The 10542-nt window shown below is 72.8% G+C and carries 10 protein-coding genes; 8 read left to right on the top strand and 2 right to left on the bottom strand.

Going from position 1 to position 10542, the window contains the following annotated elements; translation table 11 throughout:
* Positions 1-211: 211 nt before the first annotated feature.
* The 5 genes from OZN99_RS17230 (at position 212) to OZN99_RS17210 (ending at position 5484) form a co-directional block, all read left to right on the top strand.
* Positions 212-1150, top strand: coding sequence for a dimethyl sulfoxide reductase anchor subunit family protein (locus OZN99_RS17230; protein ID WP_270936497.1), 939 nt, complete (start codon positions 212-214; stop codon positions 1148-1150).
* A 119-nt stretch (positions 1151-1269) separates the two neighbouring features.
* Complete coding sequence (locus OZN99_RS17225; RefSeq protein ID WP_270936496.1) at positions 1270-2472, top strand: hypothetical protein; 1203 nt, start codon at positions 1270-1272, stop codon at positions 2470-2472.
* A 116-nt stretch (positions 2473-2588) separates the two neighbouring features.
* Positions 2589-2744: a peptide chain release factor 1 gene (locus OZN99_RS17220; protein ID WP_270936495.1), complete on the top strand. Its 156-nt coding sequence runs from the start codon at positions 2589-2591 to the stop codon at positions 2742-2744.
* Between the two features lie 135 nt (positions 2745-2879).
* Positions 2880-3914: an ABC transporter substrate-binding protein gene (locus OZN99_RS17215; RefSeq protein WP_270936494.1), complete on the top strand. Its 1035-nt coding sequence runs from the start codon at positions 2880-2882 to the stop codon at positions 3912-3914.
* A 61-nt stretch (positions 3915-3975) separates the two neighbouring features.
* The gene (locus tag OZN99_RS17210; RefSeq protein ID WP_270936493.1) at positions 3976-5484 is read left to right on the top strand and encodes an amidohydrolase family protein; all 1509 of its coding nucleotides are present in this window, start codon (positions 3976-3978) and stop codon (positions 5482-5484) included.
* A gap of 7 nt (positions 5485-5491) precedes the next feature.
* Here OZN99_RS17210 and OZN99_RS17205 read toward each other — a convergent pair whose 3' ends face one another.
* Positions 5492-6484 carry a PhnD/SsuA/transferrin family substrate-binding protein gene (locus tag OZN99_RS17205; RefSeq protein WP_270936492.1) on the bottom strand — a complete coding sequence of 331 codons (993 nt, stop codon included), beginning with the start codon at positions 6482-6484 and terminating at the stop codon, positions 5492-5494.
* Positions 6485-6486: 2 nt separating this feature from the next.
* Entirely contained in the window at positions 6487-7812 is a 1326-nt protein-coding gene (locus OZN99_RS17200; protein ID WP_270936491.1) for a Rieske 2Fe-2S domain-containing protein, read from the bottom strand.
* 99 nt (positions 7813-7911) lie between these two features.
* Between OZN99_RS17200 and OZN99_RS17195 the strand changes: the two genes are divergently transcribed.
* Genes OZN99_RS17195 through OZN99_RS17185 form a run of 3 tightly spaced genes read left to right on the top strand, consistent with a single transcriptional unit; the run spans position 7912 to position 10506 of the window.
* On the top strand, positions 7912-8868 hold the full coding sequence (locus OZN99_RS17195) for a PDR/VanB family oxidoreductase (protein WP_270936490.1): 957 nt from the start codon (positions 7912-7914) through the stop codon (positions 8866-8868).
* Entirely contained in the window at positions 8865-10058 is a 1194-nt protein-coding gene (locus OZN99_RS17190) for a Gfo/Idh/MocA family protein (protein ID WP_270936489.1), read from the top strand. The genes OZN99_RS17195 and OZN99_RS17190 overlap by 4 nt, the downstream gene beginning before the upstream one ends.
* Position 10059: 1 nt before the next feature.
* Complete coding sequence (locus tag OZN99_RS17185; protein WP_270936488.1) at positions 10060-10506, top strand: MarR family winged helix-turn-helix transcriptional regulator; 447 nt, start codon at positions 10060-10062, stop codon at positions 10504-10506.
* The last annotated feature ends 36 nt before the right edge of the window (positions 10507-10542 follow it).

The following is a 10542-nucleotide window of genomic DNA, read 5'->3' as shown; positions in this document are numbered from 1 at the left end:
CGGGCGGCAGGCGGGCGGGCGGCTCTCGGTCTGGGGCATGGTCGGTCTCCGGCGCTGGGCCGAGCGCACCATCGGCCGGCCGCGACGGGCGCAGCAATCGTCATGCCGCGGCGGCGCGCGGCGGTGGGATGGACCGCGCGCCCGGCGCTTGATAGGCCGGACGGGGCCGGACCCGCGCGGCCCCGCAAGCGCCAGGACACCGCTCCGCCCGATGAATCCCGCACCCAGCATCGTCTTCTTCACCACCGCCTCCGGCGCCGGCTACGGCCTGCTGTTCTGGTTCGGCCTGCTGCGTGCCCTGGGCGTGCTGCCGGACTCCTGGTCCTTCGAGCTGGTGGTGATGCAGTTCGTCTTCGCGCTGGTCACCGTCGGGCTGCTCTCCTCGCTGCTGCATCTCGGCCGGCCGGAGCGCGCCTGGCGGGCGCTGTTGCAATGGCGTTCCTCCTGGCTGTCGCGCGAAGGCGTGGCGGCGCTGGCGACCTATGTGCCGATGGCGGTGCTGACATTGGCCATCCTGCTGGGACACGGCCCGCTCGCGCTGGTCGCCGGCCTTCTGGGCGCGGCGGGCGCGGTGGCGACGGTGTGGTGCACCGGGATGATCTACGCCTCGCTGCGCACCGTGCGGCAGTGGCATCACCCGATGGTGCCCTGGGGCTACCTGCTCTTCGCCGCCTTCTGCGGCGCCGCCATCCTGGCCGCGCTGGCCGCGCTGTGGGGCGAGGCGCGGCCGCCGGCCATGCTCGCCGCCCTGCTCGGCGGCGGCGCCATCGCGCTGAAGCGCGCCTACTGGGACAGCATCGACGCGCCGCGGCCGCCCGCCTCCCCGTCGATCGAATCCGCGACGGGGCTCGGCCGCATCGGCCGCACCCGCCCGCTGGACCCGCCGCATACCGAGCAGAACTGGCTCCTGCGCGAGATGGGCTTCCGCGTCGCCCGCGCGCATCGCGCGAAGCTGCGCCTGCTCACCCAGGCCGGCTTCGCGCTGGCCACGGCGCTGGCGGTGCTGGCGCTGCCGGTCGCCGGCGCCTGGGCGGCGCTGCTGCTGGTGCCGGCCTCGCTGGTCGCCTTCGCCGCCATGCTGGTGGAACGCTGGCTCATCTTCGCCGAGGCGACGCACACCGTGACGCTGTTCTACACGGGCGAGGCATGACGGACGGCGCGCATGCATCATCGAAGGCGCATGCAGCATGACATTATCGGAAGCGGCTTGACGCAGCCCCCCGCGGCGCGGTTAGGAACACCGCAACATCACAACAACCGGGTCGTTCGATGCCCTTCGCCGACCACCGGCCGGATCCGGCCGAACTGGCGCGTTTCCGCGCCCTCTGCGGGGACAGCCGCTGGACGCGGCGCCTGTCCGAGATCGGCCGCCGTGCCGCCGCCGCCTCGCTCGCCGGCCGCGCGGCGCAGCAGCGCCATGCGCTGGAACTCGTCCTCGCCCGCCTGACCGATCCCAGGGCGCTGGCCAAGGCGACGCCGGCGGAGCGCTGCGTGACCGCCTTCGCCGCCGAGGCGGTGAAGCTGGCCGACACCCTCCCCGCCGCCCCGCGCAAGCGCCTGCGCGCCCGCATCGAGGCCGGGCTGACCGGGGAGGCGACGCTCGTCCCGCTGTTCCACCTGCTGCGGACCGCCGCCCTGCACCGCGCCCGGGGCTTCGAGGTCGCCTTCACCGGCCTGGCCGAGGAGACGCCCTGGGACCTCACCATCAGCCGCGACGGCCGCACCGCGGAAGTCGCCTGCGAGACCGTCTCGGCCGAGGAAGGCCGCCAGGTGCATCGCGGCGACTGGTGCGCCCTGGTGGACCGCGTGAACCCGGAGCTGCAGACCTGGCTCGCCGCCCATCCCGGCCGCTACCTGCTGAAGATGACCCTGCCGGACGGCATGGTCAGCGACGCCCAGGTCGCCGAGCTGCATCGCCGCATCTCCGCGCTGCTGGCTGCGGAGAAGCGGCAGGATGCCGGCGCTGACGCCGTGCTGAAGCTCGATCCGCTGGTGCTGGCCGGCGCCCAGGCCGCCATGCGCGGCCTGCCCGGGCAGCTGCGCGCCCAGTTCGGGGAGGAAGCGCATCTCGCCGTGACCTCCGCGCCCGACAGCGGCTCGGTCTTCGTCATGGCCGCCCGCGCCGGGCGGGAGAACGCGATCGCCACCGCCGCCACCCGCCGCATGGCCGAAGCCGCGGAGTCGCGCCTGTCCGGCACGCATCCCGGGATCCTCGCGGTCTTCCTGGACGATCTCGACCGCATCGAATGGCGCTCCCTGCGGGAGCGGATGGAGCTGGAAGGCGCGACGCGGCGCTGGATGACGGAAGCCTCGGCGCGCCGCGTGGTGGCCGTGGCCTGCAGCAGCCGGATGGAGATGTTCGGCATCGCGCCGCCGGACGGCGCGCCGGAAGGGGAGCTGCGCTTCCGCAACCCCAGCCATCCCGCCGCCAAGTGCCCCGCCCTGGGGCCGGCGATCCTTTCCTCACCCTGAGCGACAAAGCGGCGCGCAACCGCCTTCGCGCCGCCACGTTCCTGCGTCATGAACCCGGAGCAGCCGCCCCGCCGTGTAGGGCTGCCCGGCGTTCACCGCACCGCAGGACCGCCACCATGACCGAGCGCGAGATCGAGACGAAGCTGGCCGAGCTCGACCGGCTCTTGAACGATCCCGATACGCGCATGGACCCGCACAAGGTCTGGTCCCTGCTGGCCGAGGTCAGCGGCCAGCTGCCGAAGCCGCCCCGCGCGGCCCCGGCCGGGGGCTGAACGCCGCCCGCCAGCCCAGGGCGCAAGGCGGGAACGTGAATCCCGCGTTGCGCGCGGCATGGCATTGCGATCTTGTCATATTCTGGCATGGCGGTTGCTACGCTGCCGGGCACACCCTGCGCGAGGATGCCCGCCATGCCCCTCTCCCGCCGTGCGCTGCTCGCCGCAGCGCCCGCCACGCTGCTCGCCGCGCCTGCCCTGGCGCAGGCGCTGACGCCCATCCGCTTCACGCTCGACTGGCGCTTCCAGGGCATCCACGCCTGGTACTACCTGGCGCGCGAGCGCGGCTGGTTCCGCGAGGCCGGCCTCGACGTGACGATCGACCAGGGCGACGGCTCGGCCAACACCATCACCCGCATCATGGGAAATGCCTACGATGCGGGCTTCGGCGACATGAACGCGATCATCCAGCAGGCAGCCGCCCGCCCCGGCGAGCAGCCGGTGATGGTCTACCAGATCTACAACAAGGCGCCCTTCGCGCTGCTGGTGAAGAACTCCACGGGCATCCGCACCATCCAGGACCTGCAGGGCCGCCGCATCGGCGGCTCCCCCGGCTCGCCGGCGCTGCGCCTGATCCCCCTCTTCGCGCGGCTGAACAACCTCAACCTGGCGCAGAACGAGGTGATGAACATCGCCCCTGCCATGCAGGAGCCCATGCTGCTGCGCGACGGCTTCGAGATTGGCGCCGTCTTCACCGTGACCGCCTACATCAACCTGCTCGCGCTGAACCAGAACCCGGACCGCGACTTCCGCTTCTTCCTCTTCGCGGACCACGGCATCGACATCTACTCGAACGGCGTCATGGTCTCGCAGCGTCTGCTGCGCGACCGGCCCGCGCAGGTGCGCGGCCTGGTCGGCGCGATCAACCGCGCCATGCTGGAATGCGGCCGCAACCCGCAGGTCGGCGTGCAGGCCATGCAGCGCGTCGATCCCACCTTCAACCTCGATCTCGAGGCGCGGCGCATCGAGTTCGCCTTCCGCACCGTGATCGCGACCGAGGAAGCCGTGCGGCTGGGCGCCGGCGACCTCGACGATGCGCGGCTGGGCCGTGCCATCGCGCAGGTGGTGGAGGTGTTCCAGCTGCCGCGAAGCCCCGCCCCGGCCGAGGTGTTCAGCCGCGACTTCCTGCCCCCCGCCGCGGAGCGGGCGCTGGCGCCGCTGCGCAGTTGATGCCGCGCGTGGAGGAGACGCGCCGCCTCAGCGCCCGCGACCTGCCGGCGGCGCAGACCTGATGCCGGACGGCGCGCTGCTGATCCGCGGCGCCCGCGTGCTGCGGCCGGGCGCCGATCCGCACCGGCCGCCCGTCGCCGACGTGCTGATCGCCGGCGACCGCATCGCCGCCATCCGCACCGCCCACGACCCACCCTTCGACCTGCCGGTCGGCGCCGAGATGATCGAGGGCGCGGGCAGGCTGCTGATCCCAGGCCTGGTCAGCGCGCACTACCATTCCTACGACGCGCTGCTGAAGGGCCGCTTCGAGGACATGCCCTTCGACGTCTGGGCGCTGCATTCCCAGCCCGCCTATCTGGGCCGGCGGTCGAAGGCGGAGCTGCGCGCGCGCACCCTGCTCGGCGCGATGGAGGCGCTGAAGGCCGGCATCACCACCATCCAGGACATGAACAGCCTCGTCCCGCAGGACGAGGAGACGCTCGACATCATCCTCTCGGCCTATGCCGAGGTCGGCATCCGCGTGGTGTTCTCGATCGCGCTGCGCGATCTGCCCGACCTCGACATCGCGCCCTTCCTGCCGCCGGACCTGCCGCCCGACGTCGCGGCGCTGGTCGGCGGCGCGCCGCGCGACCCGGCGGCCGACCTCGCCTTCGTGGAGGCGCAGCTGAAGCGCCTCGCTCCGCTGCCGCCGCGGCTGCACTGGGCGCTCAGCCCCTCCGGGCCGCAGCGATCCAGCCGCGCCCTGCTGGAAGGCATCGCGGAGCTCTCCGCGCGCTACCACCTGCCCGTCTTCACCCACGTGTACGAGACGCGCGCGCAGCTGGCCAAGGCGCGGCGCATCTACCCCGACGGCTCGATGATCCGCCACATGGCGGAGGTCGGGCTGCTGACGCCGCGCACCACCATCGCGCATGCCGTCCACATCACGGACGACGAGATCGCGCTGCTGGCGCAGGCCGGCACCGGCGTGGTGCTGAACCCCGTCTCCAATCTCAAGCTGAAAAACGGCGTCGCGCCGCTGGTCGCGATGAAGCGCGCCGGCGTGCGGCTGGCGCTGGGCTGCGACAATAACTCCTGCTCCGACTGCCAGAACCTGTTCCAGGCGATGAAGATGTTCGCGCTGCTCGCCTCCGGCGCCGACGCGAACCCCACGGGCGTGCTGGCCTGCGACGCGGTGGAGGCCGCCACCGCCGGCGGCGCGCAGGCCGTCGCCCTGCCCGATATCGGCGCCGTCGCGCCGGGCATGAAGGCGGATCTCGTGCTGCTCGACCTCGACGACCTGGCCTGGCAGCCCTTCGCCAGCGCCGCGCGCCAGCTTGTCCATTGCGAGACCGGGCGCGGCGTGCAGACCGTCATCGTCGATGGCCGCGTGGTGCTGCGCGGCGGCCGCCTGACCACCGTGAACGAGGCCGCCTTCCGCGCGGAACTCGCCGAGGTGATGGAGGAACTGGAGCGCGATCACGCCGCGCTCTCGGCCCGCGCAGCGCCCGCCATCCCCGTGCTGCTGGAGGCGAACGAGAAGCTCTCCCGCGTGGATCTCGGGATGTGGCGGCTGGTCGGCGGCGCCTGACGCGCCGCTACACCTTGTGCGCTTCCAGCGTGCTCGGATGGAACAGCTCCTCCGGCGCCAGCACGCGCCCCGACAGGCCCTGCGCATGGTGGTGGCGCAGGAACCATTCGAAGACATGGCGGTTCGGCGCCAGGCCGTAGCTGAAGAAGTCCTCGCCCATCAGCTGCCGTGCGCGGCGCAGGTTCTCCTCCACGAAGGGCAGCGTGACCTTGGTGGCGGAGGTGTCGGTCAGCCGTGCCAGCGCGATGCGCTTCGATGCCTCGAAGGCCTTCGTCACCGCGCCCGGCAGCCAGGCGTGCTTCTCCACCAGCGCCTTGCGGATGCCGAGCACATGCATCACCGGGAAGATGCGCGTCTTCCCATACCAGGCGATCGCCTCCGCCGTCGGGTCCTCGAACAGCCAGCGGATGTGGGGGTCGCCGCGCTCGAAGCAGGAGGGCGCGCGCGGCCCCATCACGCCGTCCAACTCGCCATCCGCCAGCATGCCGGAGATGGTCTTCCCCTCCGGCGCGTTCTCCACGCGCACGCCCTCGGGCAGCGTCACGCTCAGCTTCTCGATGCGGCCCGGGCTCTCATAGCCGCCGCGCACCCAGGTGATGTCGCGCTGGTGGACGCCGTATTCCTCCTCGAGGATCGCGCGCGCCCAGACATTCGCGGTCAGCTGGTATTCCGGCATGCCGATCCGCTTGCCGCGCAGGTCGGCGGGCGAGCTTATGCCGCGATCGGTCCGCACCACGATGCAGGTGTGGCGGAAGGCACGCGAGGGGAACACCGGCACCGCGACATAGGGGCTGTCGCCGCGCGCGACGCGCAGGCTGTAGGAGGACAGCGACAGCTCGCAGATGTCGAAGGCCTCGTGCCGCATCGCGCGGAAGAAGATCTCCTCCGGCTCCAGCAGCATGAATTGCGGATCGACCGCATCGATCCGCACCTCGCCGCGCACCAGCGGCATCATGCGGTCGTACGGACCTATGGCGATGGAGAGAGAGAGGTCGGACATGCTCACTCCGCCGCCGCGGCCGCCGCCGTCGGGCCCTGCACGAACAATTCGCGCTCCAGTTCCGTCGTGCCCAGCGTCCGCCAGTCCGTGGTCTTCGGCACCACGCCCTCGAAGCTCGCGATGTCCTTCAGCGGCACCTGCCGCTCCCCGCGTCCCAGCGCCGGCCCGCCTGCCGCCAGGCGCTGCGCCGCCTCGATCATCAGCCGCCGCCAGCGCACGATCGCCACGTCGGATGCACCCAGCCGCTCGCTGGTGCGGTCGGCGATCGGACCCATGCCCTCCCACATCGCCATGTCCTGCGCGGGGATGCCCTTGATGCCGGTGAAGTTGCCGGCCTTCATCAGGTTGCGGTCCTGCAGGTAGTCGTTCTCCCGCACGCGCAGCCGCGCCCAGCCGCGCGAAGGGTCCACGTCCACGCCGGGCACCAGCGCCAGGAACTTCCGCCACGCCTCGGTGGAGGGCACGTCCGGCCCCTCGCCCCAGGCGATGAAGTGGAACATGCAGGTCTCGTCGTCCAGCGGCACCGTCACCTGCGCCACGTTGTAGCTGGCATTCGGCGGGATCAGGCTGGTGACGGGCGCGACGAAGGTCGTCACTCGCACATAGTCATGCGTCGCCGCGTTCTGGATCGGCCGGCGGATCGCCGCGTAGCGGAAGCCGTAGGAGGTGAGCTGCACCTGCAGCCGCGGCGCCTTGTCGGTGGAAGGCCGCGTCCAGGTCTTCGCATTCGCCCCCGCGCGCCCCACCCGCGCCGGCACCATGTCGGAGGAGTGGAGCGAGGAGGAATGCGCGCTGTCGATCTGCCCTTCGACCACCTGCGCCCAGTTGCAGTGCACCAGCGCGGTGCCGATGGCCACGCGCGTCTCCGGCGTGGGCGCGAAGGGCGGCGGCTGGAAGGGCGGCATCGCGGAACGCTCGCCGAGCCAGGCCCAGACGAAGCCGCCGGCCTCCTCGGTCGGATACGCCACGTGGCGGAACTTCGCCGCCGCGCAGGCCTCCGGGGGCTCGCTCGGCATCTCCACGACGTTGCCGTCGGCGTCCACCTTCCACCCGTGATAGAGGCAGCGCAGCCCGCCTTCCTCGTTGCGGCCGTACACCAGCGACGCCTTGCGGTGCGGGCAGAACTCGCCGACCAGCCCGACCCGTCCCTCCGCATCGCGGTAGGCCACCAGCTTCTCGCCCAGGATCCGCACGCGGACCGGCTTGCCCTCCGGCTCCTCCACCTCCTCCGAGAGGCACACGGGCAGCCAGTGCTGGCGCATCAGCTTGCCCATCGGCGCGTCGCCCTCGACGCGGCAGAGCAGATCGTTCTCGGCGGCGGTGAGCATAGCGGGTCCTCCCTGCCGGCCGAAGGCGCGCTTGCCGGCAAATGCTTAGTTGCCTAAGTATCCGCGCGACTGCCCGCCTGGCAAGCCGTGGGAGAGCCCGTGTCCGACGACCTCTTCACGCCGCTGCGCGTCGCCGCCGCCGCGCGCATCGCGGAGGACATCCACCGCTTCGACCTGGTGCATCCCGACGGGGCCGCGCTGCCGCCCTTCACCGCCGGCGCGCACCTCAAGGTGCGCACCCCGAACGGGCTGGTGCGTCGCTATTCCCTCTGCTCCGACCCGGCGGACGAGACGCGCTACGCCATCGCCGTGAAGCGCGAGACGACGGGCCAGGGCGGATCGCTGGCGATGTGCGACGGCGTGCGGGCAGGCGACCTGCTGCCCTGCACCGAACCGCGCAACGACTTCCCCCTCTCGGGCCGGCCGACCGCGCGGGTGCTGATCGCCGGCGGCATCGGCATCACGCCGATCATGGCGATGATCCAGGAGATCGAGGGCACCGGCGGCCCGCCCTGGAAGCTGTGGTACCTCACGCGCTCCCCTGCGCACACCGCCTTCCGCGACGAGCTGGCACCCTACACGTCCAAGGTCGTGATCCACCACGACGGCGGCGATCCCGACCGCGCCTTCGACCTCTGGCCCGTGCTGGAGCAGCCGAGGGGCCGCCACGTCCATTGCTGCGGCCCGCGCGGGCTGATGCAGGCGGTGAAGGACATGACCGGCCACTGGCCCGCCTCCGCCGTGCATTTCGAGGATTTCGGCAGCGGCGCGCAGCCGCGCCCGGACGACCGCGCCTTCCGCCTGCGCCTGGCCAGGTCCGGCGCGGCGGTCGAGGTGCCGGCGGGCACCACCATGCTCGCCGCGCTCCACGCCGCGGGGCACGCGGTGCCCTCCTCCTGCGAATCCGGCACCTGCGGCACCTGCCGCACCACGCTGCTCGCCGGCGTCGCCGACCATCGCGACCTCGTGCTGATGGAGCACGAGAAGGCCACGCAGGTCATGCCCTGCGTCTCCCGCGCTGCGTCGGGCTGCGACGAGCTGGTGCTGGACCTGTGACGCGGCGCCTGAAGCTCGGCGTCGCCGGCCTCGGCCGCGCCTTCATGCTCTGGCTGCCGACGCTAGCGCACCATCCGCGCCTGCAGCTCGTCGCCTGCGCCGACCCGCGGCCCGAGGCCCGCGCGCGCTTCCGGCAGGACTTCCCCGGCAGCACCGCGCACGGCAGCGTCGAGGCCCTCTGCGCCGATCCGGAGGTCGAGGCGGTCTATCTCGCCACGCCGCACCACCACCACGCCGCCCACGCCATCGCCGCCGCGCGCGCCGGCCGGCACGTGCTGGTCGAGAAGCCGATGGCCGTCACCGTCGCCGAGGCCGAGGCGATGATCGAGGCCGCGGACCGCGCCGGCACGGTGCTGATGCTCGGCCACAGCCACGGGCAGGACGGGCCGGTGCGCCATGCCCGGCGGCTCATCGCCTCCGGCCAGGTCGGCGCGCCGCGGCTGATCCACGCGCTGAACTTCACCGATTTCCTCTGGCGCCCGCGCCGGCCGGAGGAATTCGACCGCGCCCTCGGCGGCGGCGTCGTGCTGATCCAGGCCTCACACCAGCTCGACGTCATCCGCGTGCTCGGCGGCGGGCTGCTCGCCAGCATCCGCGGCAGCGCCTTCGCGCTGGACGCGGCGCGCCCGACCGACGGCGCCTACACCGCGGTCGCCACCTTCGCCGATGGCGCCGCCGCCACCGCCACCTATTCCGGCCACGGCCGCTACGATTCCGACGCGCTGATGGACTGGATCGGCGAGACCGGGGTGCGCAAGCCGCCCTCCTGGCCCGGCGCCGCGCGCGGCCGCCTGGCCAGCATGCGCCCGGAGGAGGAACTCGCCGCCCGCATCGCCCGCGGCTATGGCGGTACCGGCCAGCCGCCCGGCCTGCCGCCCGCCGCGCCGCCCGACTTCCACCACCATTTCGGCTTCGTCCTGGTGCAGTGCGAGCATGCCGACCTGCGCCTGACCGCCGAGGGCGTGGAGATCCACGACGACAGCGGCCTCACGCTGGAACGCACGAAGCTGCCCGCCCTGCCGCGCGGCGAGGTGGTGGAGGAGTTCTGCGACGCCGTACTGCTCGGCCTGCCGCCGCGGCACGACGGCGCCTGGGGGATGGCGACGCTGGAGGCGTGCCTCGCGCTCACCGCCTCCACCCGCGACGGGCGCGAGGTCCGGTTGCACCACCAGCTGCGGTTCCGCGACTGAGATGTCCCGCCGCGCCGCGCCCCTGCCGCTGGAGGAGAGCCTCGGCTTCCAGGTGCGCGACCTGAACCGGCTGATGCAGCGCGCGCTCGCAGCCCGCATCGCGCCGCACGGGGTGGCGCCCGGCGCCTGGTACTTCCTCCGCGTGCTGTGGGAGGAGGACGGGCTGACCCAGCGCGCGCTCGCCGCCCGCATCGGCATGCAGGAACCGACCGCCGTCATCGCGCTGCGCGGCATGGAGGAAGCCGGCTGGATCACCCGCGCCCGCAGCGAGGACGACCGCCGCAAGGTGCATGTCCACCTGACGCCCGCCGGCCGGCGCCTGCGCGAGACGCTGCTGCCCGAGGCGCGCGCAGTGATCGCGCAGGCCACGCGCGGCATGACCGAGGCGGAGCGCGCCGCCCTGCTGGCCCTGCTGCGCCGCGCGCGCGCGAGCCTCGAGGGCGCGTAGCCCGCGATCGCCCTGCGTGTGCACACCGAAGGTGGG

Origin of the sequence: Falsiroseomonas oryzae, assembly GCF_027856955.1 — a bacterium.
GTDB classification, from domain to species: Bacteria; Pseudomonadota; Alphaproteobacteria; order Acetobacterales; family Acetobacteraceae; genus Falsiroseomonas; species Falsiroseomonas oryzae.
This window is presented reverse-complemented; position numbering and strand designations above follow the sequence as displayed.

Bases quoted from the DNA above. Each gene is read 5' to 3' on its own strand.
- OZN99_RS17230 (WP_270936497.1), top strand. From the start codon at position 212: ATGAATCCCGCACCCAGCATCGTCTTCTTCACCACCGCCTCCGGCGCC.
- OZN99_RS17225 (WP_270936496.1), top strand. From the start codon at position 1,270: ATGCCCTTCGCCGACCACCGGCCGGATCCGGCCGAACTGGCGCGTTTC.
- OZN99_RS17220 (WP_270936495.1), top strand. From the start codon at position 2,589: ATGACCGAGCGCGAGATCGAGACGAAGCTGGCCGAGCTCGACCGGCTC.
- OZN99_RS17215 (WP_270936494.1), top strand. From the start codon at position 2,880: ATGCCCCTCTCCCGCCGTGCGCTGCTCGCCGCAGCGCCCGCCACGCTG.
- OZN99_RS17210 (WP_270936493.1), top strand. From the start codon at position 3,976: ATGCCGGACGGCGCGCTGCTGATCCGCGGCGCCCGCGTGCTGCGGCCG.
- OZN99_RS17205 (WP_270936492.1), bottom strand. From the start codon at position 6,484: ATGTCCGACCTCTCTCTCTCCATCGCCATAGGTCCGTACGACCGCATG.
- OZN99_RS17200 (WP_270936491.1), bottom strand. From the start codon at position 7,812: ATGCTCACCGCCGCCGAGAACGATCTGCTCTGCCGCGTCGAGGGCGAC.
- OZN99_RS17185 (WP_270936488.1), top strand. From the start codon at position 10,060: ATGTCCCGCCGCGCCGCGCCCCTGCCGCTGGAGGAGAGCCTCGGCTTC.